At 58.9% G+C, this 25,829-nt stretch carries 20 protein-coding genes and 1 riboswitch; of the genes, 11 read left to right on the top strand and 9 right to left on the bottom strand.

Translation table 11 applies throughout. The features are described from left to right. The first annotated feature begins 52 nt into the window (after positions 1–52). Positions 53–1,366, top strand: coding sequence for an MFS transporter (locus VIJ98_RS23945; protein ID WP_323271727.1), 1,314 nt, complete (start codon positions 53–55; stop codon positions 1,364–1,366). A 94-nt stretch (positions 1,367–1,460) separates the two neighbouring features. Here VIJ98_RS23945 and VIJ98_RS23940 read toward each other — a convergent pair whose 3' ends face one another. Further along, the gene (locus VIJ98_RS23940) at positions 1,461–1,898 is read right to left on the bottom strand and encodes a 6,7-dimethyl-8-ribityllumazine synthase (protein ID WP_061719087.1); all 438 of its coding nucleotides are present in this window, start codon (positions 1,896–1,898) and stop codon (positions 1,461–1,463) included. Between the two features lie 175 nt (positions 1,899–2,073). Then, a riboswitch (TPP riboswitch) is annotated at positions 2,074–2,193 on the top strand. Between the two features lie 129 nt (positions 2,194–2,322). Here VIJ98_RS23940 and VIJ98_RS23935 point away from each other — a divergent pair. From VIJ98_RS23935 to fepB, 8 genes are all read left to right on the top strand, one after another. Continuing rightward, positions 2,323–3,267 carry an FAD-dependent oxidoreductase gene (locus tag VIJ98_RS23935; protein WP_323271726.1) on the top strand — a complete coding sequence of 315 codons (945 nt, stop codon included), beginning with the start codon at positions 2,323–2,325 and terminating at the stop codon, positions 3,265–3,267. Next, entirely contained in the window at positions 3,251–3,448 is a 198-nt protein-coding gene (gene thiS / locus VIJ98_RS23930; RefSeq protein ID WP_154190911.1) for a sulfur carrier protein ThiS, read from the top strand. The genes VIJ98_RS23935 and thiS overlap by 17 nt, the downstream gene beginning before the upstream one ends. A gap of 3 nt (positions 3,449–3,451) precedes the next feature. Next, a complete protein-coding gene (locus tag VIJ98_RS23925) occupies positions 3,452–4,210 on the top strand; it encodes a thiazole synthase (RefSeq protein ID WP_061719090.1) in 759 nt (252 codons plus the stop codon). A gap of 11 nt (positions 4,211–4,221) precedes the next feature. Continuing rightward, positions 4,222–5,187, top strand: a complete 966-nt coding sequence (locus VIJ98_RS23920) for a ThiF family adenylyltransferase (protein WP_154156569.1) — start codon at positions 4,222–4,224, stop codon at positions 5,185–5,187. Further along, complete coding sequence (locus tag VIJ98_RS23915; protein ID WP_323271725.1) at positions 5,184–5,900, top strand: ABC transporter ATP-binding protein; 717 nt, start codon at positions 5,184–5,186, stop codon at positions 5,898–5,900. Before VIJ98_RS23920 ends, VIJ98_RS23915 begins: the two co-directional genes overlap by 4 nt. Beyond that, positions 5,884–6,618: an ABC transporter permease gene (locus VIJ98_RS23910; RefSeq protein ID WP_061719093.1), complete on the top strand. Its 735-nt coding sequence runs from the start codon at positions 5,884–5,886 to the stop codon at positions 6,616–6,618. The genes VIJ98_RS23915 and VIJ98_RS23910 overlap by 17 nt, the downstream gene beginning before the upstream one ends. 9 nt (positions 6,619–6,627) lie before the next feature. Continuing rightward, positions 6,628–7,560: an ABC transporter substrate-binding protein gene (locus VIJ98_RS23905; RefSeq protein WP_323271724.1), complete on the top strand. Its 933-nt coding sequence runs from the start codon at positions 6,628–6,630 to the stop codon at positions 7,558–7,560. 94 nt (positions 7,561–7,654) lie between these two features. Then, a complete protein-coding gene (gene fepB / locus VIJ98_RS23900; RefSeq protein WP_407330350.1) occupies positions 7,655–8,644 on the top strand; it encodes a Fe2+-enterobactin ABC transporter substrate-binding protein in 990 nt (329 codons plus the stop codon). Here the strand turns inward: fepB and entS are convergent. The 4 genes from entS to fes form a co-directional block, all read right to left on the bottom strand. Further along, on the bottom strand, positions 8,641–9,903 hold the full coding sequence (gene entS, locus VIJ98_RS23895) for an enterobactin transporter EntS (RefSeq protein WP_154156566.1): 1,263 nt from the start codon (positions 9,901–9,903) through the stop codon (positions 8,641–8,643). The genes fepB and entS overlap by 4 nt on opposite strands. Positions 9,904–10,007: 104 nt before the next feature. Continuing rightward, positions 10,008–18,398: a non-ribosomal peptide synthetase gene (locus VIJ98_RS23890; protein ID WP_323271723.1), complete on the bottom strand. Its 8,391-nt coding sequence runs from the start codon at positions 18,396–18,398 to the stop codon at positions 10,008–10,010. A gap of 51 nt (positions 18,399–18,449) precedes the next feature. Continuing rightward, positions 18,450–18,671 (bottom strand): MbtH family protein, encoded by a 222-nt coding sequence (locus VIJ98_RS23885; protein WP_323271722.1) that lies wholly within the window; start codon positions 18,669–18,671, stop codon positions 18,450–18,452. Then, positions 18,664–20,022: an enterochelin esterase gene (fes, locus tag VIJ98_RS23880; protein WP_323271721.1), complete on the bottom strand. Its 1,359-nt coding sequence runs from the start codon at positions 20,020–20,022 to the stop codon at positions 18,664–18,666. Before fes ends, VIJ98_RS23885 begins: the two co-directional genes overlap by 8 nt. A 278-nt stretch (positions 20,023–20,300) precedes the next feature. On the opposite strand from fes, the gene VIJ98_RS23875 reads away from it, so the two are divergent. Together VIJ98_RS23875 and VIJ98_RS23870 are read left to right on the top strand one after the other, a co-directional pair. After that, positions 20,301–22,487, top strand: coding sequence for a TonB-dependent siderophore receptor (locus tag VIJ98_RS23875; RefSeq protein WP_323271720.1), 2,187 nt, complete (start codon positions 20,301–20,303; stop codon positions 22,485–22,487). 173 nt (positions 22,488–22,660) lie between these two features. Continuing rightward, positions 22,661–23,146, top strand: coding sequence for a hypothetical protein (locus VIJ98_RS23870; protein ID WP_154156561.1), 486 nt, complete (start codon positions 22,661–22,663; stop codon positions 23,144–23,146). A gap of 616 nt (positions 23,147–23,762) precedes the next feature. On the opposite strand, the gene VIJ98_RS23865 is transcribed toward VIJ98_RS23870, so the two are convergent. The 4 genes from VIJ98_RS23865 to VIJ98_RS23850 all read right to left on the bottom strand — a co-directional run bounded on the left by VIJ98_RS23865 (position 23,763) and on the right by VIJ98_RS23850 (position 25,756). Beyond that, positions 23,763–24,392: a LysE family translocator gene (locus VIJ98_RS23865; RefSeq protein WP_008110142.1), complete on the bottom strand. Its 630-nt coding sequence runs from the start codon at positions 24,390–24,392 to the stop codon at positions 23,763–23,765. Between the two features lie 25 nt (positions 24,393–24,417). Then, the gene (locus tag VIJ98_RS23860) at positions 24,418–24,954 is read right to left on the bottom strand and encodes a GNAT family N-acetyltransferase (protein WP_323271719.1); all 537 of its coding nucleotides are present in this window, start codon (positions 24,952–24,954) and stop codon (positions 24,418–24,420) included. Further along, positions 24,935–25,246, bottom strand: a complete 312-nt coding sequence (locus VIJ98_RS23855; RefSeq protein ID WP_008110139.1) for a DUF1778 domain-containing protein — start codon at positions 25,244–25,246, stop codon at positions 24,935–24,937. Before VIJ98_RS23855 ends, VIJ98_RS23860 begins: the two co-directional genes overlap by 20 nt. Before the next feature lie 198 nt (positions 25,247–25,444). Continuing rightward, positions 25,445–25,756: a PTS lactose/cellobiose transporter subunit IIA gene (locus VIJ98_RS23850; RefSeq protein ID WP_154156559.1), complete on the bottom strand. Its 312-nt coding sequence runs from the start codon at positions 25,754–25,756 to the stop codon at positions 25,445–25,447. Positions 25,757–25,829 lie beyond the last annotated feature (73 nt).

Below are 25,829 nucleotides of genomic sequence, written 5' to 3'. Positions count from 1 at the left end.
TAATAGTTAGCCAATGAACCTAAGCATCACGGCTTAACATGGAGAGGGCAGCATGCAAGAAAAAATCCCCGGAACGCGCTGGTATCGCGTCATCGCCCCGATTCTCATCACCTGCATTGTCTCATTCATGGATCGCGTCAATATCAGCTTTGCGCTGCCTGGCGGCATGGATCAGGATTTAGCGATCACCAGCCAAATGGCCGGCGTGGTGAGCGGCATCTTCTTTATCGGATATCTGTTTTTACAAGTGCCAGGCGGGCGTATCGCGGTGAATGGCAGCGGCAAACGCTTTATTGCCTGGTCACTGACCGCGTGGATGGTGGTGTCGATCGCCACCGGTTTTGTCACCAATCACTATCAACTGCTGGCGCTGCGTTTTGTGTTGGGGATTTCCGAAGGCGGCATGCTGCCGGTGGTGTTAACCATGGTCAGCAACTGGTTCCCGGAAAAGGAGCTGGGACGTGCCAACGCCTTTGTCATGATGTTCGCGCCGTTAGGCGGCATGTTCACCGCGCCGATATCGGGTTACATCATCAATGTGCTGGACTGGCGCTGGCTGTTCATTATCGAAGGCCTGCTTTCAGCGGTGGTGCTGCTGGTGTGGTGGCTGGTGATCGCCGATCGTCCTGAAGAGGCGCGCTGGTTACCGGCACGTGAAAAGGAGTATTTGTTGCGCGAACTGGCGCGCGAAAAGGCCCAACATCTGCAAAAGGAACCGGTCAGCAAAGCGCCGTTGAAAGCGGTGTTTCGCAATTCGGGCCTGATGAAATTGGTGGCGCTCAACTTTTTCTATCAAACCGGCGATTACGGTTACACGCTGTGGCTGCCGAGTATCCTGAAAAATCTCACCGGCACCAACATGGCGGGCGTTGGCCTGCTGGCGGCGATTCCTTTTGTGGCGACGGTGCTCGGCATCTACGCCATTTCATGGTTAAGCGATCGCACCGGCAAGCGCCGTTTGTGGGTGATGGTGTCGCTTTTCTGCTTTGCCGCCGCCTTGCTGGCGTCGGTGGTGCTGCATGACAACGTCGCCGCCGCCTATATCGCGCTGGTGGTGTGCGGGTTCTTCCTCAAAGCAGCAACCAGCCCGTTCTGGTCAATTCCCGGGCGTATCGCCTCGCCGGAAGTGGCGGGCAGCGCGCGTGGCGTAATCAATGGGTTGGGTAATCTGGGCGGATTCTGCGGACCGTACTTAGTCGGGATCATGACGTTGCTGTATAGCCAAAATGTGGCGATTTGCTGGCTAGCGGGTTCACTGGTAATTGCGGGAATCTTTACGCTGTTACTGCCGAAAGAGTGCGATATCAATCCATCTGAAACGCGCCGAGATATGAAAGAAAATCATTTGATGAGTGTGAAACATTGAGTGAAGCGAGGCTGGCACTATTCTGAATATTAACCGTAGATATTAAGAATAAATAAAAAGGGAGCGCCTGATGAGGTGCTCCCTTTTTAATGCATCAATCAATCGACAGATTGTGAATAGCCAGCGCAGCGCGCGCCGCTTCTTTGCCTTTCTTGATGAAATGCTCGGTATAGAAGTTTTCAATAACATCAACCGGCTGGAAATTATGCGGCGTTAATGACACGGAGAACACCGGCACGTTGGTGGTCAACTGCACATTCATCAGTCCATCAACCACTGCAGCGGCAACGAAATCATGACGATAGATACCGCCGTCAACCACCAGCGCAGCGCAGACAATCGCATCGTATTTGCCGGTTTCGGCCAAACGCTTAGCAAGAAGCGGCATTTCAAATGCGCCAGGCACTTCCAGCACTTTTAATTCTGCTTCAACGGATTGATCGGCTAATTCTTTTTCAAAACCCACCAGGGCATTATGAACAATTTCTTTGTGCCAGCCGGCTTTAATAAATGCAATTTTAATGTTCTTCATGGATATTCCGACATCACCTGTAATTGGTTCTTGCGCATAAAATAATGTGTTTGTATACCATATGTTACGTTTGTGATCCACAAAGCCGAGGTAGCGATAAATGCCTTGCTGCTTATTTCCCTGTAAACCATCTGGTTATTCCGCGCTTGACGGCGACCATCGCCTGCAATACAAATAGACGCGTCGGGGGAGTCTCGCCAAAGAGACTGAGAGGCTAATAGCGCACTGCGCGGCTTAGCGACCCTTTGAACCTGACCCAGTTGATACTGGCGTAGGAAGACTGACAGTCTTGTTCTTTGGGCTGTCTGGCGCTCAGGCAAGCTCGATGGTTGCGCCATTTCCCTTCTCCTGTATCTGCGGGTCTCAGCTAACACTGAGAGGCCGATGTGAATTCCCCCTTTTTGAACATCCCGGAACCGGCGCTGTGAGCCGCTGGAGCGTGCTCGGCTGCGGCGTGGCGGGCTTATGCGTGGCTACTTTGCTGGCGGAACGCGGCGAAGACGTCCAGGTGATTGGCGATGACGCGCGCCGCCCGGCATCATGGTTTGCAGGCGGCATGCTGGCGCCCTGGTGTGAAGCCGAAAGCGCGCCGCGCGACGTCATCACCCTTGGACAACACGCCGCCGCATGGTGGCAACAGCGCGTCAGCAGCGTCGAGCATCAGGGCACGTTGGTGGTTGCGCCGCCGCGCGATAGCCAGGAACTCAACCGTTTCGCGCGTATGACCGAGCAGCACCAATGGGGCGATCCCGCCGATATCGAACCGGCGCTGGAAGGGCGCTTTGCGCGCGGTCTGTTTTTCGCCGGGGAAGCGCATCTCGATCCGCGTCTGGCGCTGCAGGAGATGCGAGACAAGCTGATCGCGCGCGGCGTGCCATTCAACAATCACGCGCCGAGCGGGCAGATTATCGATTGTCGCGGCATCCACGCCGCGCCGGAACTGCCGCGCCTGCGTGCGGTGCGCGGCGAAATGCTGATTCTGCACAGCGATGAAGTGCAGTTTTCCCGGCCGATTCGTCTGCTGCATCCGCGTTTTCCCTGCTATCTGGTGCCGCGTCGCGGTGGCCACTTTATGCTCGGCGCCACCATGATCGAGAGCGACGATGCCAGCGCCATCAGCGCGCGCGCCATGATGGAGTTGCTCAGCGCCGCCTACGCCATCCATCCGGCCTTAGCCGAAGCGCGCGTCATTGAGAGCGGCAGCGGGCTGCGTCCGGCTTATCCAGCGAATCTGCCGGAAATCCACTATCACAATCACACCTTTTATCTCAACGGCATGTATCGCCACGGTTTTCTGCTGGCACCGATGCTGGCAGAGCAACTGATGCAGCGTCTTTCTGGGGAACTTAAAAATGAACATTCAGCTTAACGGCCGCCTCATCAGCACGCAGGCAAACAGCCTGAGCGAATTGCTGATCGAGCAGCAAATTGACGCGGCCTGTGTCGCTACCGCCTACAACGGTGCGTTTGTGCCAAAAAGCCAGTACCACACGCAGTTGCTGGATGAAGGTTGCCAGCTTGAAGTGCTGTCACCGATGCAGGGAGGTTAAGCGATGTTTTACGATTTTGAGCCGCAATCACGCTTCCTGCTCGGCACCGCCGGTTATCCTTCGCCCGCCATTTTGCAGCAGGCGATTGCCGCCTCCGGCACCGACATCATCACCGTCAGTTTGCGGCGCGAAGGCGCGGCAGGCGCGGCTTTCCGTGAACTGCTGACCGGCCTCAATATTCGCGTGTTACCGAATACCGCCGGTTGTCACACGGTAAAAGAAGCCGTCACCACCGCGCACATGGCGCGCGAACTGTTCAATACCGCGTGGATCAAGCTGGAAGTAATCGGCCATGCCGACACGCTGCAGCCCGATCCTTTCGCGCTGGTGGAAGCCGCGCGCATCCTTAGCGAAGAGGGTTTTCAGGTGTTTCCGTACACCACCGAAGATCTGATTGTCGGCGAAAAGCTGCTGGCGGCGGGCTGCGAACTGTTGATGCCGTGGGGCGCGCCGATTGGTTCCGGTCAGGGTTTGCGTAACATCGACGGCCTGCGCGCCATGCGTGCATGGTTCAGTGACATTCCGCTGATCATTGATGCTGGCATTGGCGCGCCTTCGCAGGCGGCGCAGGCGATGGAGATGGGCTTTGATGGCATTCTGCTCAACACCGCCGTCGCCAAAGCGGGCGATCCGATCGGCATGGCCAACGCCTTCCGGCTGGCGATTGAAGCCGGGCAAGCCGCACGCGCTGCTGGCCTGATGGAGAAGCGCGACATGGCCGCTGCGTCCACGCCGATCTTTGGCCTGGCAAATCTGAGTTGAGGCAGGAAAACATGCAACGTTATCAACGCCAGATGATGCTGCCGGAAATCGGCGAAGCAGGGCAGCAGAAGCTGCTTAAGGCGCGTGTGCTGGTGGCGGGCGCGGGCGGATTGGGTGCCACGTTATTGCCGCAGCTGGTGGGCGCGGGCGTTGGGCATATTCGGCTGTATGACGACGACGTGGTGGCGCTGCATAACCTGCATCGGCAAACGCTGTTTACTGAGCAGGATATCGACCAGTCCAAAGTGCTGCGCGCGCAGCAGGCGTTACATCAGCGCAATCCGCAAGTGCAGATCGAGGCGCTGCAGCAGTCGCTGAGCGCCAGCAATGTGCAGCAGGCGCTAGCGGGATGCGATCTGGTGATCGATGCCGCCGATAACTTTGCCGTCACCTACCAACTTTCGGATGCTTGCATGACGGCGGGTATTCCGCTGATCAGCGCCTCGGTGCTGGGTCGGCAAGGTTACGTCGGCGGATTCTGTGGTGGATCGCCGAGCTATCGCGCGGTATTCCCGCGCTTGCCGTCATCGGCGGCGAACTGCAACACCGCCGGTGTGATGGGCCCGGCGGTGGCAACGCTCGGCGCGATGCAGGCGCAGATGGCGCTCAGCGTGCTGCTGGAGTTACAGCCTTCACCGCTCGGTTGTCTGGTGAATTGCGACTTCGTGAACTGGCATTTCCGCCAGTTCCGCTTTGATGACGCTGAAGAGCCGGAACATGCAGTGCCGTTTATCGACCCGTCAATGCTTGCCGCTGATGACTGCATTGTTGAACTGCGCAGCTGTGAAGAAGCACCGGTCAGCGTGGCGCATCACGTTGAGCGCATTTTGCCGCAGGCGATCGCGGCGTGGCAGCCGCCCGCCCAGCAGCGCATCGTGCTGGTGTGCGCCAGCGGCATCCGCGCCGCGCAGGCCGCCAGCGCGCTGGCGCAGCGTGGATTTCATCAGCTGGCGATTCTGGCGGCCAATCGCCCATGAATCAGGACATTCTCTTCAACGATGTGAGTTTTAGCTGGGGCGATAAACCGCTTTGTCAGAGGCTGAATTTGCAGCTGCGCGGCGGCAAAACCACGGTAATGCTGGGACGTAGCGGCATCGGCAAAAGTACGCTACTGCGGCTGGTGGCTGGATTACTCCAGCCGCAGCAGGGCGCGGTGCAGGGCTTAAGCGGCAATGTAGCGTGGATGGGCCAGCAGGATCTGCTTTATCCATGGTTGAACGTGCTCGACAACGTGATGCTGTCGGCGCGGCTCAGCGGCGAAAAGCCGGATCGTCCGCGCGCGCTGGCGCTGCTGGAGCAGGTGAAACTCAGCGACGTGGCGCATGCGCCGCCGCAGCAACTTTCGGGCGGCATGCGGCAACGCGTGGCGCTGGCACGCACGCTTTATGCGCAGCGCGACGTGGTGCTGATGGATGAACCCTTCGCCACGCTGGATGTGATGACCAAACTCAGCCTGCAAACGCTGACCGCCGAATTACTGCAAGGCAAAACCGTGCTGCTGGTGACGCACGATCCGCTGGAAGCGTGCCGCATGGCCGATGACATTCTGCTGCTGCAAGGCCAGCCGCTGGCCATCGAAAGCTGGCCGGCTCCCGGCGGTGACGCGCCGCGTGCGTTTGACCATCCCGACGTGCTGCAGGCGCAGGCTCAACTCTTCTCCCGACTGAATACCCATGAAAACATTGTTTAGCGCGATCTACCTGATCGTGGTGCTGTTGTGCGGCTGGCTGCTGGCGCGTCACAGCGGTGTGCCAACCTTCCTGCTGCCCGCGCCGCAGGCAGTGCTTGAAGCGCTTTGGCTGCATCGTCAACTGCTGTGGCATCACGCGCTCTATACGCTGGCGGAAATTGTGTTGGCGCTGCTGCTGGGCGTTGGCGCGGGTGTGACGCTGGCGGTGCTGATGGCGGCCAGTCCGCTGCTGCGTCGCGTGCTGTTTCCGCTGGTCACCGCCAGCCAGGCGATTCCGGTGTTTGCCCTTGCGCCGCTGCTGGTGCTGTGGCTCGGTTTTGGTATCGCCTCGAAAGTGGTGGTGGCGGCCTTGATTCTGTTCTTCCCGCTGTGCTTATCGCTGTTCGATGGATTGTGCCGCACGCCGGGCGGCTGGCTGGAACTGGCGCAAACCAGCACGTCATCGCGCTTCCGCATCTTCTGGCGCGTGCGCTGGCCCGCCGCGTTACCGCAATTTTTCTCCGGCCTGCAGATGGCGGTGGTTTTGGCACCGATTGGCGTGGTGATTGGCGAATGGGTCGGCGCCAGCGAAGGGCTCGGCTATCTGATGATGCAATCCAACGCGCGCCTGGAAACCGCCACCAGCTTCGCGGCACTGCTGCTGTTACTGATTCTGGCGCTGCTGCTTTCGGGCAGCGTGGCGCTGATGCGTAAGAAAATCCTCTGGCAATCTACATAAGGAAGTACCGTGAATACCCTACGAATCGCATTGACCGCGTTGCTGCTGCTGGCGACCGCTAACGTCCAGGCGGCGGAAAAAGTTCGCCTGCTGCTCGACTGGTTTATCAACCCCAACCACGCGGCGATTTTTGCTGCCCAGCACAGCGGTGCGTTTAAGAAAGAGGGGCTGGATGTGGAGATGATCGCGCCCGCCGATTCCGCTTCGGTGCCATTGCTGCTGGCGGCGGGCAAAGTCGATCTCGCCATCAGCTACCAGCCGCAGCTCTACACGCTGGTGGATAAAGAGGTGCCGGTGATCCGCGTCGGCACGTTGATTAATCAGCCGCTGAATACGTTGACCACGGTGTCAGGCGATATCCACTCCCTCAAGGATTTCGCTGGCAAAACCATCGGCTACGCGGTGCCGGGCACCGAAGATGTGGCGATCCACAATATGCTGAAATCGCAGGGCGTTGATGCTAACTCAGTCAAACTCATCAATCTGAATATGGATGGCACTTCTGCGCTGCTGACACACAAGATTGATGGCGCGATGACCATCTTCCGCAACTACGAGCTGCTGGATCTGAAAGACAAAGGCGCGAAGCCAACGGTGTTCAAGCCGGAAGATTACGGCGTGCCTGCGTATGACGAGCTGATTATTGTGGCAAACCAGAAAACTGCTGCGCAGGACAAACGTATTCCGGCGTTTTTACGTGGTTTGGATGAAGGTGTGGCGTGGCTGCGCGCGCATCCGCAGGAAGCGTGGCAGGCGTTTATTAAACAATATCCCGAGCTGAATACGCCGCTCAATCACGAAGCGTGGCAGGCAACGCTGCCGTATTTCGCGGAGCATAGCGCGGAGTTTGATCAGGCACGCTATCAGGCGTTTGGTGAATATATGAAAGCCAATGGCGTGATTAAGGCTGTGGCGCCGATGGGGCGTTATTCGCTGCAGTAATCTCAACCAGGTGCGCATGAATTTGTAGGGTCGCCATTCATGGCGACCGCTCTCACATAAAGAATTTCCCTTGCACCAACATTGGTTTTTGATAATGATATTTATTCTCAACTATCAAGTGATGGACAACCTGATGCGTTTCCCCGCTCTTTCTCTGCTGCTTAGCCTGCTTTTCATCTGCACCGATGTACAAGCCAGCGCCGCATGGCCGCGCACTGTCGCCACACCGAAAGGTCCGTTCACGCTGCAACAACCGCCGCAGCGTATTGTTTCTACCAGCGTCACGCTGAGTGGCACCTTGCTGGCGATTAACGCGCCGTTGGTCGGTTCCGGTGCCACCAGCCGCAGCAGCAGCGTGTCAGATGCGCAGGGCTTTTTCACGCAATGGAGCGCGGTGGCCAAAGCGCGTCAGGTTAAGCCGCTTTACATTTCGCAGCCGAACGCCGAAGCGATTGCCGCCGAAGCGCCAGATTTGATCGTGATAGCTGCCACCGGCGGCGATTCGGCGCTGCGCCTTTACGATCAGCTGCAAACCATCGCCCCGGTGTTAGTGATCGATTACGGCGATAAGAGCTGGCAGGCATTGACCTTGCAGCTGGGCGAGATTACCGGCCATGAAGCCGATGCCAAAAAGGTGATTGCAGAATTCGATCAGCGTGTAGACGCGGTGCGTCACAAGATCACGCTGCCGCCGCAGCCGACTTCTGCGCTGGTCTATTACGAAGATGGACGCGGAATGAACTTGTGGACGCCAGCATCGGCGCAGGGCGCGCTGTTGCAGGATTTGGGCTTCACGCTGGCCGCGCCGCCTGCCAGTTTTCAGGGCAGCACCAGCATGGGTAAGCGCAATGACATTATTCAGCTGAACGGGGAAAACATGGCCGATGGCATCACCGGCAACACGCTGTTGTTGTTTGCCGCCGATGAGAAAACCGTGCCGCAGGTGGCGAAGAATCCGTTCCTCGCCCATCTTCCTGCGGTGCAGCAGCACAACATCTTTGCCGTAGGTAATGACACTTTCCGCCTCGATTACTACAGCGCCAGCAATATGCTCAGCAGCATCGAGCGGCAGTTTACCCGTTAAGCATCGGCGGTGGCGGGTTGCGGCGCGTCCGGTTGTTCACCGAGGCGTGCCGAGCGCAGGCCGCGCGCCGCCAGCGACAACAGCACCAGCAATCCCGCCGCCAGTCCGCCAAACCATAGCACGCTGCTCAGCGGTGCCAGCGCCCGAGCCAGCGCACCCAAGCCCAATGCCCCAACGGAATCGCCGGTCACATCCTGCGCGGTGCCGAGGCTGTTGACGCGTCCCAGCAGCGCATCCGGCGTGTGATGCTGCGTCAGCATAAACTGCAACAGCGAGGCGATGGCGTTGCTGTAGCCGTAACACACCAGCGCCAGCAGCGCGGGCAGCAGATGGCTATAAAGGCCGAGCGAGGCGATGCAGGCAAACGCCAGCAGCGCACAGCCAATCAGCACTAATCCGGGACGCGCCAACTGCCGCACCCAGCCGCTGGTAAAGGCACCGATCATTGCACCCAGCGGCACCGCCGAGTACATCAATCCTAATGCGGACGCATCGGCGTGATAAGTCAGCGCCAGCGCCGGGAACAGAATACGCACCGCGCCAACCATACTGAGCAGCAAGCCAACCAGCACTACCGCGCCAACTACTTTATGCTGGCAGACAAACTGCATGCCGCTTGCCAGCGCGCGCAGCGGATGTTCGGGTTCCTGCTGTTCGGGCTTCATCGACGGTAAACGCACCAGCGGAATCAGCGTCGCCAGCGTGCCCATCGCGGCGACCGCAAAGGCCCAACCGACTCCCGCCGCGACGATGATCATACCGCCGAGCGCGGGCGACAAAATCGCGCCGAGGCGCACCGTCAGCATGCTAAGCGCACCGGCTTCTGCCAAATGTTCACGTCCAACAATTAATGGGATCACCGCCATCAGCGCAGTCATGCCGAGCGCACCAAAGAAGCCATCCCAGAAGGCGAGGAAGTAGAGCGCCAGCAACGACGGCGCTGGGCTGAAGGCGTTGAGGCTGAGCAGCACAAAGCCGATGCCGCAGGTGCCGCGCGCGAACAGGATTAACTTGCGGCGATCGTAGCGATCGGCGAGCACGCCGCCGAGCAGCAGGCCGATGAACATGCCAATGCCGTCGAGCATTACCGCCACGCCGACCTGCAGCGTGGAGCCGGTCATCGCCTGAATCTGCACCGGCACGCCAACCGCCAGCATGCCAAGGGCGAATACCGAGAGCATGCGCGCGCAGAATATCGCGCGGAACGATGCGTTGTTTTTGAGCAAACTGAAATCTAAGAATATCGAGGGCTTAGCCATGATTCTCCAGTGTATGTGAACGAGGTCGCCATGAATGGCGACCCTACGGTGCGCGGTTGTTGCCGGTCGCCATAAATGGCGACCCTACAAAAACGTATCTAACCTCAACCTGCCAACAAACGATTAATTAACGGTCCCAGCACCTTCAACGAATCCGCCGAAAGAATATCGGCGTGTTCGCAATCCAACGGGAAGATGGTTAACTCATCAACAAACGGTGCCCAACTGGCGCGCACATCCATATCCGGCGGCAGCGTTTTCTCGGCCATAAACAGCGTGGCGTTGCCGGCGTAACGCGGGGTGAGCGCTTCGGCGAGGCGCGCGACCGAGTCTTTGTAGTTGGCGACGATAGTGCTAAACATTGCCGCCTTCTCCTCACGCAGCAGCGGATCGCGCTCATCTTCGGTCGCAGCCATAAACTCGGCCTGCTCGCGCGCCACTTCCTGTTCCGCTTCGTCGGCATCTGGCGTGCGCCAGTCCTGACCTTCTGCCGGATAGGTATCCAACAGGCCGAGGAATGCCACCGTTTCACCCTGCGCCTGCAAACGTGCCGCAATGCCTTGCGCCAGCGTGCCGCCGAGTGAATAGCCGAGCAGGAAATAAGGTCCGCTTGGCTGCTGCTGGCGAATCGCCTGCAGATGGTGATCGCACATCGCTTCCACGCTGTGACACGCGGCAATCACACCATGTGGACGCGGTGATTGCAGTCCGACAATCGGGAAGTCGCCGTCGAGATAGTGCAGCAGGGCGCTGTACTGCCAGGCGAAACCGGATGCCGGATGGATGCAGAACAGCGTCGGGCCATGCCCAGCGCGCAGCGGCAGCAGTTCGCCGTTGCCACCGCTTTCACTGTTGGCACCGCCGTCGAGCAGCGCCGCCAGTTTCTCCACGCTGCGCGCGGCGATGATCTGCCCGACGCTGAGCGGCGGCACCTCGCGACGACGCAGTTCCGCCGCCAGACGCATCGCCAGCAGCGAATGGCCACCGAGCGCGAAGAAGTCGTCATCGGCAAATACGCTGTCGCAACCGAGCAGCTGCTGGAACAGATCCGCCAGCAGACGTTCGTTAGCGCTGTGCGGCAGGCGACCGCTGCGCGCGCTGAGCTGCGGCATCGGTAGCGCTTTACGATCCAATTTGCCGTTGGCGCTGAGTGGCAGATGGTCGAGCAGCAGATAGCTGACCGGCTGCATATGCGCCGGCAGACGTTCGCCCAGCTGCTGCTTCACCGCGTCGATGTCCAGTGCGAAGCCCGTTTCGGCCACCAGCCAGCCGAGCAGCTGACGGTTATCGACGCCCGGCGTCGAGTGCTGCGTCAGCGCGCGCGCCGCGACCACTGCCTGCGCCACGCCCGGCAGCGCCACTAACGCCTGTTCGATTTCACCTGGCTCGATACGCTGTCCGCGCATCTTCAGCTGGTCGTCGCTGCGACCGAGATACTCAACCGCACCGTCGGCGCGCCAGCTGGCTATATCGCCGGTGCGATACATGCGCTCGCCTTCGGCAAACGGCGCGGCGACAAAGCGCTGCGCAGTAAGATCGGCGCGATGCAAATAGCCATCGGCCAACTGCACGCCACTGAGATAGAGATCGCCCGGCACGCCAACCGGCACCGGTCGCAGCAGGCTATCGAGAATATGCAGCTGCGTGTTCCACACCGGACGACCAATCGGCACGCCCGGCCCATTGAGGCCATCCAGCGCGCTGCCGCTGGCCGGTTGCCAGGTAACATCGACGGCGGCTTCGGTTGGGCCATACAGATTGTGCAGCGGCGCGGCGATCACCGCCTGATAGCTGCGCGCCAAATCGCACGCCAGCGCTTCACCGCTGCAGAACACGCGGCGCAGCGTCGGGCAAGCCCGTTCGGTTTGCGCGGCGAGATGGCCGACAAAGGCCGCCAGCATCGAGGGAACGAAGTGCAGGGTGGTCACGCGATAATCGTCGATCAGCTGCCACAGCGCCTGCGGATCGCGGTGCGCTTCCGGCGGTGCCATCATCAGCTGCGCACCGGTCATCAGCGGCCAGAAGAACTCCCACACCGAAACATCAAAGCTGCACGGCGTCTTTTGCAACACCACGTCGTCAGCGCGCAGCGGATAGCTGGCCTGCATCCAGCGCAGGCGGTTGACGATGGCGCGTTGATTCACCACCACGCCTTTCGGTTTACCGGTTGAGCCCGAGGTATAAAGCACGTAAGCCGGGCGATTAGCATCCGCCTGCGGCAAAGGGTGGCGCGGCTGATTGTGTTCACTGGCTAAGTCATCAAACATCATCAGCGTGCCAAACGTGGCGAAGCGGGTTTCCAGCGCGGATTCGGTGATCAGCACCCACGGCCGCGCATCTTCTACCATATAAGCCAGACGTTCATCGGGGTAACCGATATCCAGCGGTAAATAGGCCGCGCCCGTCTGTAGGATGGCGGTGAGCGCGATGCTGAGACGCACCGAACGTGGCAGCGCCACGGCAACGATATCGCCCGGCATCACGCCCGCTTCAATCAAGCGATCCGCCAGCAGCATGGCCTGACGCTGCATTTCGCCGTAGCTCAGACGATGCTCCATATCCATCAGCGCCAGCGCGTCCGGCGTGCGCGCCGCCTGCTGGGCAATCGCCTGTTGCAGGGTTTCATTTTCCAGCTGCACGCCGGTGTTGTTCACCCAGGCGAGCAGCGATTGCTCGGCCAGCGTTTGCAGCTTCCATTGCGTCAGCGGCAGATCCGGCGTGCTGACCAGCTGTTGCAGCAGCAGTAACAGCCGCTCGGCCAGACGTTCCGGCTCGCTGACGCAGTCGCGATACTCCATCAGCAACGTCAGCTGTTCACCCGGCAGCACCAGCAGCGTCAGCGGATAGTGCGTGTAACCACGGTTGTGAATCGCTTCACAGCGCACGGCGGCGTTGGCATCCAGCAGCGTTTGGTTGTCCGGATAGTTCTCCACCACCAGCAAGGTATCGAACAGCGTTCCGGCACCGACCAGCTGTTGGATCTCGGCGAGACCGAGGCAATCCTGCTCAATCAGCTGGATTTGCTGCGCCTGATGATCGGCGAGCTGCGCCAGCAATGGACGCTGATGATCGAAGCGCATGCGCACCGGCAGCGTGTTGCTGAACAGGCCAACGTGCTGATCGATGCCGTCAATCTGGCCAAAACGGCCAGAAACCGGCGCGCCAAACACCACGTCTTGCTGGCCGCTGGCGACCGACAGCATTAAGCCCCACAATCCCTGCATCACGGTGTTCAGGGTTAAGCCGCGCGCCCGGCACAGCGCATAGAGTTCCCGCTCAAGCGTGGCATCCAGCGTAATGCGCTTTTCGTTGACCGCGCTGTCGGCAGCCTGCGGATAGAGCAGCGTTGGACGCACCTCTTGCAGGCATTCCTGCCACTGCTGACGTGCTTCGTGGCTGTCGCGCTGGCTGAGCTGACGCACAATGTCGGCGTAGCTGCTGCTATGCGTGGGCAAGGTGTGCTGGCGCAGCGCGCTGAGCAGATCGTTGAGGATCACCGGCGTTGACCAGCCATCCACCACCAGATGATGCGCGTTGAGCAGCAGCGTCCAGCGCATGCCATCGCGATGGGCGATCAATGTGGCGTGCAGCATGATCGGCTGGCTAAACAGATCATGCACCAGCATCTGATGTTCCAGCGCCACAATGTCATCTTCGTCGGCTAGCTGATGCAGCGTCAGCGGCCAGCGCAATTCCGTTTCAGGTATCAGCTGCAGCGGTTGCAGGCTGAGTTCAGCGTCGAAGCGCGCCGCCAGCTGAGGATGGCGCTGTAACACCGTGTCGAGCGCAGTTTGTACCGCTGCGGGGCTGATATCGCCGCTGAGCGTCAGGCGGGTTAACGAGTTATAGCTGCCTTGTTGCGCGGTGGTTTGTGCGTGGAACAGCAGACCTTTTTGCAGCGGCAGCAGCGGCAGCGCATGGCTGAACGCGCCGTGACGCGCATGCAGCTGTTGCAGCAACGCATCATCGACGCCATCCAGCGCCACCTCGGCGGCCACCAGCGTATTGGCGGCTTGCTGCGGCTGCTGGTGTGCCAGCGTCATCAGTGCCTGCGCGGCAGCGGCCATTGCCTGATGTAATTCGGCAATCGCCTGAGCGTTGAGCACGCCATCCGCCCAGCTCCAGTTCAGCGCCAGTTGAGCCGCGTTCGGCTGCTCCTCAACGAACACGTTGAGTTCCAGCGCATGCTGCAGCGGCAGCGCCTCATCCTGCAGCACCGCGAAGGTGTCGCGGAACTGCTGCGCGGTGCGCTGTGGCGACCAGTCACCACTGCGTTGCGTGAAGCGTCCAAGGTAGTTAAACAGCACCTGCGGCGCGTGTTGTGCCGCCAGTTTTTCCAGCGTCACACCGCGATGTGCATCGAGCCAGCGCAGCTGCCCGTAGCCAATACCGCGATCCGGCACCGCACGCAGTACCGCTTTCACTGCGCGTACGCACTCATTGAGCGGCGCGTGTGGATTTTCTGGTAACGGCAGTAGCAGCGGGAATTCCGCCGTCAGCCAGCCGACGGTGCGCGCCAGATCCTGCTGAGCATGCAGTTCAGCACGGCCATGCGACTCCAGCGTGACGCGCTGCTGTGCGCTGCCGTTGAGTTGGCGCAATGCCATCGTCAGCAATGTCAGCAACAGCTCTTCGCTGGTGGCGCGATAGTGTTGCGGCAGCGTGTTGAGCAGCGCGTGCGTGGTCGCGGCATCGAGCAGCGTTCGTTGATGCTGTTGACGATCGCTGGGCTGAATCGCTCGATCACCGACAAGTGGCAGCGGTTCGGCCAGCATCTGTTGCCAGAACGGTAACTCGCTGGCGCGCGCCGAAAGGTTCGCCAGCAGCGCGGCCGACCAGTCATGTAGCGAGGTTTCCTCGGCGGGGATCACCAGCGGCGTGTTATTGATCAGCGCGTCACCGGCCTGTAGCAGCTCATCCAGCAATACGCGCCAGGAAACGCCATCAACAATCAGGTGATGCAGCGTCAGCACCAAACCACAGCTGATGCCATCTTGTTGCAACAGCGTGGCGCGAAGCAGCGCGCCGTTCGCCGGATCGAGCGCCTCAGCATCTTCGCTAAACGCCTGTTCCGCTGCGCGGTCGCGATCCTGCACTTCAAGCGCACGCACGCGGGCAGGGCGCGACGCCAGCGCTTCGCCGACAATCAGCTGATCACCACGCGTAAAGGCATTGAGCGCCGGATGCGCCTGCGCCAGCTGATCAATCAGCTGTTCCAGCTGTGCGAGCTGCAACTGCGGCGGCACCGACAGCAGCACACCGTGCGCAAAGCGCGCATTGATACCGGCTTGCGCATTGAACCAGTGCAAAATCGGCAAGCCGCCAATCGCGCCCTGTTGCGCCACGCGCGCGCCGCTGTGGTGCTGCGCCAGCGGCTGCAAACCCCGCGCCATGCGTGCGGCGGTGCGTTCGGCGAAGATTTCGCGTGGACGCAGCAGATAACCGGCACGACGTGCGGCGGTGCTGAGCCCCATCGCGGAGATGCTGTCGCCGCCGAGTGCGAAGAAATCGTCTTCCGCGCCAATGCTCTCCAGCCCCAGCAGGCTGGCAATCGCGTGGCAAATCAGCTGCTCCTGCGGCGTGCTGGCGGCGCGACTCTGGCTCTGCTGCGCCTGTTGCGGCTTCGGCAGCGCCTGGCGATCAATCTTGCCATTAACGTTGAGCGGCAACTCATCCATCACCATCAACACCGCAGGCACCATGTAATCCGGCAGCTGCGTGGCCAGTTGCGCCAGCAAATGGGCATTGAGATCGGCATCGGCGCGCAGCGCGTTATCCTGCACCGAGCAGTAACCAATCAGGCGATGCGTGGCGCCCATTACTTCGGCGATCACCACGGCGGTGCTGACTTCCGGCAGCGCCACCAGCGCGTTTTCCACTTCACCAAGTTCAACGCGGAAGCCGCGCACTTTAATCTGGTGATCGGTACGCCCAATAAACGCCAGCTGACCATCCTGACGCCAGCGCATCAGGTCGCCGCTGCGGTACATCACATCGCCATAGCGGAAGGGATTGGCGACAAAGCGTCCGCTGGTGAGATCGGGACGGCGCAGATATCCGCGCGCGATGCCGGTTCCGGCGATATACAGCTCGCCAGCAGAGCCAATCGGCACCTGACGCAGCTGGTTATCCAGCAGATAGACTTCGCTGTTGCCCACCGGACGACCAATCACCGGCTGCGGTGATGCCATGACGCTGGCACCCAGCGTATCGATAGTGTATTCCGACGGGCCGTAATAGTTGTGGATCTCCATCTGCTGCTGTTGCTGCATTAGCTTCCACAGCGTTGGCGTGGCCGCTTCACCGCCAATCATCACAAAAGAGGGACGATGGTTATCGGCTTCCAGCAGGCCGCTGTCGATCATCTGCGAGAAGAACGACGGTGTAATATCCAGCAAGTCAACCGGCACCGCGTTCATCTGCTGAATCAGGCCCCACGCATCGCGGCGCAGCTCTTCGTCAAAGATATTCAGCTCGCAGCCCATCAGCATGCAGAACAGTGGTTCCCACGAAGAATCGAACGAGAAGGAAGCGGTGTGACCGGCGCGCATGCGGCGCGGGCTGCTGGCAGTGAAGCGCGCAATCGCCGGGCCGAACAGATGTTCGCGGTGCGACAGGAACAGGTTGAGCAAACCTTGATGGGTGCTCATCACGCCTTTCGGGCGGCCGGTTGAACCCGAGGTGTAGATCATGTAGGCCAGATCGTCACCGCACAGTTGGGTATCAGGTCGAGCGTTGGAATGATCGCTCAATTCAAGCTGGTCAATCAGCAGATGCGGCAGTTCCGGCATCTGCGCTAGCGTGCTGGAGTGCGTCAGCAGCAGCTTAGGCTGCGCGTCATCGCACATCAGCGCCAGGCGTTCGCGCGGATAGTCGAGATCGAGCGGCATATAGGCCGCGCCGCTCGCCAGCACGCCGAACATCGCTACCAGTGAATCTACTGAACGCGGAATACCAATCGCTACCACGTCGTCAGCCTGCAGGCCGCGCGCGCTCAGCAGATGCGCCAGTTGCATCGCGCGATCGGCGAGCTGGCGATAGCTCAGGCTGCGCTCGCCGCACACCACCGCGCTTTGCTCGCCGTATTGCTCAGCGGCTTGTAGCAGGATATCGACGATGGTGTGGGTATCGGCAGGCGGCACGATGGTGGGTCCGATCGACCAGCGTTGCAAATCTGCGCTTTCTTGCGGCGCCAGCAATGACAGCGCACCCAGGCTCATGTCGGCATCCGTCGCGAACTGTGTGAGCAGATGGCTGATGCGATCGGCATGACGTTGTAGTGTTTGTGCATCGTAGCGGCGCGGGTTTGCTACCAGCGCGAGCTGCAGCGCGCCATCGCGGAAGCCGACTTCAAACTCCAGATCGTCAACCGGGCCCATCGCCAGCGTGTGCGTTGGGGCGGGCTGGCCGTCGAATTGCAGATCGTCGTGGTAAACCTTGACGTTAATCACCGGGCCATACAGCGCCTGGCTACTGCCGACCAGGCCGAGATCGCGGCGCAGCTGCTCCGCTTCATAGCGCTGATGGCGGCGCGCTTTGCGGATTTCGCCCTGCACCTGCTGCACCAGCATCGGCAACGTCATCTCATCGCTGACGCTGAAAATCAGCGGCAACACGTTGACCACCGGGCCGAGCGTGGAGATCGCGGCCGAACCCATACGGCGCATAAACGGGAAGCCAATCGACAAACGCTGGCTGTTGCTGAAGCGGGCCAGATAGGCCACCAACAGCGCGCTGACGATATCGCCTTCACTGCTGTCGGCCAGTTGCTGCTGCTGACGCAGCGTGGCCAGTTGCGGCAGCGTCACCTGACAGCTGATCGGGCGATCGCCGGGATCGCTCAGGTTTTCGCTGGACAGCGTCAGCGTCTCTGGCAGATCCGCCGCGTAGCTTTGCCAGTGGCTGGCGGAGCGCGCAAAAGCAGGCGAATCCTGCCACTGCTGAATCTCTTCAATCACCGTGGTGAACGGGGTAAACGGCGAGGGCGCGGGCGTTGCTCCGGCGCAAAGGGCGGCGTAGATTGCCGCGACGCGTTGGGTCAGCGCTTCAAAACTGAAACCATCCACCAGCAAATGGTGATAGCGCTGATACCACAGCCAGCTGCCGTCGCCGATGCGCATCAGCGCGTGGCGATAGAGCGGTTTGTCGCCGTCGGCGGGCAGCTCGGCGGCGAGATCCGCCTGCATCAGTTTATGTGCCTGGCTGGTGGCATCGGCGCGCTGGCTGAAATCGTGCCATTCCGGTGCGACCGGCGCTTGCGCTCCGAACCACTGCGCCGGATTGCCACGCTCATCCAGGCCGAAGCGCGCCTGCACGGTATCGGCTTCCGCCATCGCCTGCTGTATGGCGCTGTCCAGCGCCGCGCGATTGATGTCGCCGTGCAGCACGCTGTAGTGCGCCACGGTAAATTGATTGCGCTGCTGCGCAATGCTGTCAGCGATCCAGATGCCGGGCTGCGCCGCGACTAAAGGATAAGGTTGGTTGAACGTTGCCAAGAGACAATTCCTGTCGAGAAAAACAATTTAAAAAAGAGAAAGTTAAAAAAATTAATGCGCGGTAGACGACGTCTGTTGCGTCGATGGCCGCATGTCGTGCCAGTTTGCTTCGATAAACTCAATGGCGGCGCTGCGCGTCAGCGGTCCCGCCACGTTGCGCCAACCTGCTGGAACCGGGGCAAAAGCGGGCCACAGGCTGTATTGCTGACGCGCGTTGAGCAGCACCAGAAAATCGAGCGCGTCGTTATCAAACGGATTCTGTTGTTCAGACATGGTTATTACCTTCAGAAGGTGAGGTTGTGGGGAGAAAATCGGCCAGCAGCCAGCGGCAGCCGTCGATCAGACCGCCACGCCAGCACAACGCATCGTGCCCTCCGGCGAAGCGGCGAAAATGTAATTCATGGCCTGCGGCTTGCAGCGCCGGGACGATCTGCTGGTTGACGTACACCATGTCTTCCTCGCGATCGCCCACTTCCTGAAAAATCTTCAGTTTGCCCGGCGGTAACTCGCCCTGATTAAGCCGCTCTAACAGCAAACCCGGCGCGTGCTGCTCGCGGTTGGCGTAGTCGCGGATGTATTGCAGATGCGGCCACCAGAAGGAGCCGGATTGCGTGAGAATGCGGCCAAAACGCTGCGGCCAGTGCAAACCGGCATACAGCGCGGCGAGTCCGCCATAGCTTTGTCCGGCCACCAGCGTGCGGTCGGCGTCGCCGCTGAACGCCGCGTGCTGGCGCGCCAGCGGTAACAGTTCCTGCTGCACCGCCAGCCAGAAGGTTTCGTTGCACGGTAATTCGGCTTCACGGTGCTGGCTGTCGATGACATCGATAAACAGCCAGCAGGCGGGCGGCAGTTCGCCATCGGCGGTGACCTGATCCAGCGCGCTGAAAATCGGTTGGCCGTACACCCAGTTTTGGCCGTCAAGCAGGATCGCCAGCGGACGCTGTTCGGGCTGAGTGGTTGTGCCGGTGCTGTACAGCCAGACGTTACGCGTGACGTTGAGCAACGTGCTGTGCCATTGCAGGGTTTGCAGCGTATCCGGCCAGGTTTCCGCCATGCCGGCATCCAGGGCGCGCCAGGCGGATTGATCCGGCGCATCCGGCATGTGCGCGTTGCTCAGAGCAAAACGGCGGCTGCTGAGAAACGGCGGCGTGGGATTGAATTTGTCGGGGATTGCCAGCGGCATCAGCGAAATCCACCACTTGCGCTGTAGCGCGCGACAGGCGGCATCATCGCCACAAAACAGCGGCGGTAACTGCTGCGCGGTGGCGGGGATCAGGCTGTAACTGCCGCGCCAGTCGGATTCAATGGCGGTCGACCAATGCCAGACGTTGCTGTCGCCCACGCGCACCAGACTTTCAGGCGCTTCGCTGTGGTGATCGGTGACGCCGTTTATATCGACGTAAACCCGTTCAGTGGAAGAAAGTGCGGAATGTCCTTCGGGATCGCGCCAGAAGAAGTGCATGGTCGTTTGACCGCGTTCGTCACGCTCCACCAGCGGCGTACCGACCGCATAAAGCCGCTGCCACCAGCCTTCGCTACCCAAATCGGCCTGCTGCAACCATTGCGCAACAGTCCCGGCGGGCAACCACGTCTGCGTCGTTTTTTTTGCGCTTGTTAGAAACATCCTGCAACCCATCTCCACATTTTGTTCACTATCTTTACTTAACCAAAGCTAATGCAAATGCTATTGATAACGATTTACATTTGCAATATGATTTTTCGCGCCTAATAAACCTTCGGATTTTCAGTGGATTATTTTGTGAAGGACGTCACGCAGGGAGATTAGGACCGTAAATAACGCAAGAGAGTAATATTTCAATCCGTTACAGCCAATGTCGTTGGGCGAGGGCGACTGAACGGATTATTTCATCTACAAGGCAGTTTGAAATAGAGATGGCAACTATGTCCGTTAAAGCAAGAAATTCAGCAATACCTGCTGTGGCACGTCAGTTTAGACTTAATCCTCTGTACCTTTCTCTGGCCTCAATTCTGTTGGTAGCACCGGCTGCCTTCAGCGTGGCCGCCGAAGAGACCATTACCGTAAACGCCGACACGCGTGAAAGCGTGACCTCGCCGCTGCAGGGTTATGTGGCGAAAGAGAGTGCGGCGGGCACCAAAACGTCCACGCCGCTGCGCAAAACCCCGCAATCTATTTCGGTGATTACCCGCGAGCAGATGGACGATCAGGCTGCATCCTCCGTTGCAGATGCGCTGAGCTATAGCAGCGGCGTGCTGACCAACTATCGCGGTAACTCCAACCGTAACGATGAGATCATCGCGCGCGGTTTCCGCTATGCGCCGAAATTCCTCGATGGCCTTAGCTACGGTTTATCCGGCCAGGCGGGCGCAGCGGGGCAGGTTGATCCCTGGTTGCTGGAGCGCGTAGAGATGATCCACGGCCCAGCTTCTGTGCTGTACGGTCAGGTGAATCCAGGCGGCATCGTGGCGATGACCAGCAAGCGTCCTACCGCGCAGAGCATTCATAAAGTGCAGCTCAGCACCGGCAACCAGCATTTGGGTGAAGCGGCGTTTGATTTCGGCGGTAAGCTGAACGATGACAACACGCTGTTCTACCGCCTGAACGGTATCGCCAGCACCAAACATGAGTTCGTGAAGGACAATAAACAGCAGCGCATGGCGATTGCGCCAGCGATTACCTGGCTGCCGAACGCGGATACCAGCTTTACGCTGCTGACCATGTACCAGAACGAGCCGAAAGCGGGTTACCGTAACTTCCTGCCGGCCAGCGGTACTTTGAAAGAGAGCAGCGCGGGTTACATTCCTTACGATTTCAACGTCAGCGATCCGAGCTTCAACGAAGCCAAACGCGAACAGACCTCGATCGGCTATATCTTCGAGCACAATCTCAACGACAACCTGAGCTTCACGCAGAATATGCGCTACAGCAACATGGACGAATCGTACAAATATCTGGTGTATACCTTTGATGCGGATAACGATCATTCGATCAACCGTCGTCCGCAGCATGACAAGATCAAGTCGAAAGAGTTGGGCCTGGATAACCAACTGAAAGCCACCTTTGAAACCGGCAACATCGCGCACACCGTGCTCGGCGGGCTGGATTACAAGTGGAGCGATGTGGATAACAAACTGTGGCGCGACAGCGGCGATCAATACATCCTCGACTGGGCCAATCCAACGCGTATCAGCATCAACGAGAGCGATTTGACGTTGACTACCAGCACGCGCAAGAAGCTCGATCAGGTGGGCGTTTACTTGCAGGATCAGCTGGAGTGGAATCAGTGGAACCTGCTGCTGTCTGGACGTCACGACTGGAGCGAAGTGCGCACTCAGGATCGCACCGACAACAGCCAAACCCAGCAGAATGACGACAAATTCACCGGCCGTGCGGGTCTGCTGTATGCGTTCGATAACGGCATTTCACCGTATATCAGCTACAGCACCTCGTTCGAGCCCAACCTCAACAGCGGCGCGCCTGGCACCGATCCGTTCAAACCGACCACCGGCGAACAGACCGAAGTGGGCGTGAAGTATCAGCCGGTTGGTTGGGATGCGGTGTTCACCGTGTCAGCGTTTGATATCACGCAGAAAAACATCACGGCATATAACAGCGTGACCGGCTACAACGAGCAGATTGGTAAAGTGCGTTCGAAAGGTATCGAAACCGAAGCGCACGCGCAGATTACGCCAGAGATCAAACTGTTAGCGGCCTATACCTATACGGATGCGGTGACCAAAGAGAGCAGCATTACTCAGCGTATCGGTCATTCTCCGTCGAGCATTCCGCGTCATGCGGCGTCGGCGTGGGGTAGCTACACCTTCCTTGATGGCGTGCTGAGCGGCTTTACGCTGGGCAGCGGCGTGCGTTACACCGGCACCGCGCCAGCGGACGAAATTGGCGTCGACAAAGTCCCGCACTACACCTTGTATGATGCGATGGCCAAGTATGAGCTGGGCGAAGCGGCGAATTCGCTGCGCGGCACCACGCTGCAACTGAACGTCAACAATATCGCGGATAAGCACTACGTGGCGTCATGCAGTAACGAAAGCGCCTGCTTCTACGGCAGCGGTCGCACCATTGTGGCTTCCGTCAGCTACAGCTGGTAATGCCCACTGGCGGCCTCTCTGGCCGCCGTTTCGTTTCGCATTCCGTGCGGCTCGCTTGCCACTAAGACACTTCTTAGCCGGTTTTCGGAAAATACTGTATTTGTGTGACTGTCATCACTCTGCAAGGCGCGTTAAAATGAACGCTTCTCATTTAGCAGGGGTTTTTCGTCACGATGTTATCGCGCTTCACTTTAGCCACTTTGATGGCAACAATCATGCTTACCGGCTGCGCCCGCCTTGCCGCCGTAACAGGTACATCACATGACAGCACTGCGACTGCGGACGCGTCCGCCGCTCAGCCTGCAACCGGCGCGCCAATCGACAGTAACGATTCGCCTTCTCCGTTCGAGACCGGCCCAACGGTAATTAACATTTCGCATGTGGTCACGCGTACCGATGACGGTTCTTCTATTTATGTGACGGTAGATGGTCAGGATGCGGGTCTGCTGAAGAAGGGTGAGAAGAGAGAGATTCGCGTTTCGCCTGGTAAACACCAGATTGGTGGTTACGTGCAGACGCTGTTTGGTTTTGGCAAAGTGACCATCGCTTCTGTGGATGTCACCACCGATCCGAACAGCCCGAAAAACGTGGTCTATTCTGTAACGCGCCAGAAGCCCGCGTTCAGCGAAACAGACGCCACGCCGCCGAATAATTCGTGATGTATGGGTGCGCATAAATGCGCACTGGCCTGGTTTTGCAGGGTCGCCATAAATGGCGTAATGCCGATCAGTTAAGCACAGAGCGACTTTCGTTCGCCATGTGCTGAGGCAGTTGCAGCATCTCCGTGCTGCGACCGAGCAAAGGGCGCCTGGCCGCGCCCTCTGCACTCCCGGGCCTTGCGCCAGCCCAACCCGCCGCTTCGCGGTGCCTTCACTCATTCACGATTCCTGACGGACCGGCGGCAATTCGCTCCTGCTCAGCGCCACCTCTCGCCGCATCCATGCGGCTCGCCCTGGAATCCCTCAATCGTTCAGCGGATTAGGATGTCGCCTCAACACCCGCGCTGCAGCAGCAATGCATTTTCCTGACTCGCCATCGCTACAAATTCCGTAGGGTTGCCATTTATGGCGACCTGATGCGCATGAATACGTGCGGACACTGTCATCACAGGCGGCGCAGGCGCGGATTGCTAAGGTCCGCGCCTTCGGACCTTAGCGCCCGGCCGCCTGCTTCACACATTCTGAAACTACCAGATGCTTAGCGGGCGGAATCCCTGCGATGACAGTGCGCTGCTTATCTGACATGCATTACGCCATTCATGGCGACCTCTCCACATCAACTCCGGCTAAACACCAGCTTCAACCCAGCAACCGTAAAGCAACAAGCCAGCAGCGCATCCAGCCCACGACGGATGCGGCGATAAAATGCCGCCATCACCGCAGTGGAAAACAACACCGCATAACCGCCAAACACCAGCACACAAATCGCCGCGCAGCCTGCAATTATCATTGGCAAGGTTGATGCCGCCGCACCTGGTTTTAACGCCACCGACATAATCGCCACCCACGTCAAAATCGCTTTAGGATTGCCGACGTGCATCAAAATGCCCTGACGAAACATTTTGCCGAAGTGCGCTTTCTCGCTGCCCGGCGCGAATTCGCTGGCATCTGGCTTACGCAATGCCGATTTTCCTGCCTTAAATGCCAGCCACAGCAGATACAATCCGCCACCAATCTTCAGCACAATCAGCAGTTGCGCGAAAGTGGCAAGCACGGTGAGCACGCCGCAGGCTGCCAGCAGCGCCCACATCATCGAACCGCCAATTACGCCACTGGCTAATGCCAGCGCCGCGCCGCGTCCCTGTTTCATCGCCGTACCCATAATCGCCATATTGCTCGGGCCAGGACTGGCGGTGGCGACGAAATAGGTGGTGTAGATCAGAATCAGTTCATGTGACAGCGCCATAGGTTCCTCTGTTAATCATGATGGATTACGCCGCGAGAATGTGCTGAATTGCCAGAAACATTGGGATTGCGCCAAATACATTGGGCGGCTCATGCAGTACCACAAATCCCAGGCGGGTGTAAAAATTCACGGCTTGCGGTTCAGCGTCAAGATAAACGCCTTTTACCGGTAATGCGGCATGGATTATTTTGACGTGATCGAAAAATGCGCCAAGCAGATCCTGACCATAACCTTTCTTTTGTTCCCTGACAGCGATCCCCAACATAACCAGGCGCACCACGCCGACTTCGGCTGGCATGGAACCGGGCACCACGCCTGTGAGCTTTTGTTTCAACAGGGAATAGGCGCTGAAGGTACAAATTCCCAACAGTTCGCCGGTGTTAGCGTCAATCAACGCCTTCGCTGCACAGTTTCCCTCTTTTACGCTTTTTTTTAGCGAGTTGCGTACAAAGGCGTTAATAATTGCGTTGCCGCAATCGAAGTGTTTATTACCGGGATAGGTGATGTCTGCCTGATAGGCGCACACCATAACGTCAGCGCTGTTATTCCTTGAATTTTCCATCTGCTCTTTTCCTTCGCATCAACGCTTGTAACGCCAGCGTCGGAGCTGCAGGTTCAGACATGAGCTGATTCACTTGCTGCCAACTCTCTTCAGAAAGCTGGCGACGTCGCTGATTATCCAAAACGGTTTCTGCACGCTCAAGCGCCGCATTTAAGATAAAGGCACTCAAATCTAATCCTGCAGCGGTTGCTGCTTCCTTTAAAACTTCTTTAAGATTTGAACTGGTTTTTAACTCTACGCGCGCATCTTTAACGGCGCGCGTATCGGTGGATAGTGCGGGTACTTTTGGCATAGCGAGAGCCTCGTAGAGTAAAAACGCCTCCTGTTGACGTCAGTCCTTAAACTTATGCAGCGTTGCATTGTGAGTGAAGTCTTTCATTTCAGTTAGCTTGGTACGGCTAATAACCGTATGCGAACAATGTAAACCTTATCGCTTCGATGAGTCAACGCGTACGGTTGATAGCCGTATAAATTATTTTGCCGTTGCGCCTTATTGACCGTGCAACTCCTTCCGTAACAGCACCAATTCACCCGCCAGATCGCGGCACAGCATCGCCGTCATCAGATGATCCTGCGCATGCACCAAAATCAGCGTGACCGGCACTTTGCCGCAGCCTTCATCGGCGCCAATCAATGCGGTTTGGATTTTATGCGCCGCTTTTGCGGCCTCATCTGACGCTGCTAACGCCTCATCGGCACCTTGCCAGTCAGCTTTACGCGCCTGCTGGATTGCCATCATGGCTTGCGATCGCGCCTCACCGGCATTAATCAGCAACTCCATCATCGTTTGTTCAAAATCCATATCCGCCTCACTTATTGGTATGCCAAATTGGTGGTAACGATGCTACCGGAATACCAAAAAGGAGTTCCGCGAG

Source organism: Pantoea sp. S18, assembly GCF_045689705.1.
In the GTDB taxonomy this organism is placed as follows: Bacteria; Pseudomonadota; Gammaproteobacteria; order Enterobacterales; family Enterobacteriaceae; genus Pantoea; species Pantoea symbiotica.
The sequence above is the reverse complement of the archived record's forward strand: the minus strand, read 5'-3'. Positions and strand labels throughout refer to the sequence as shown.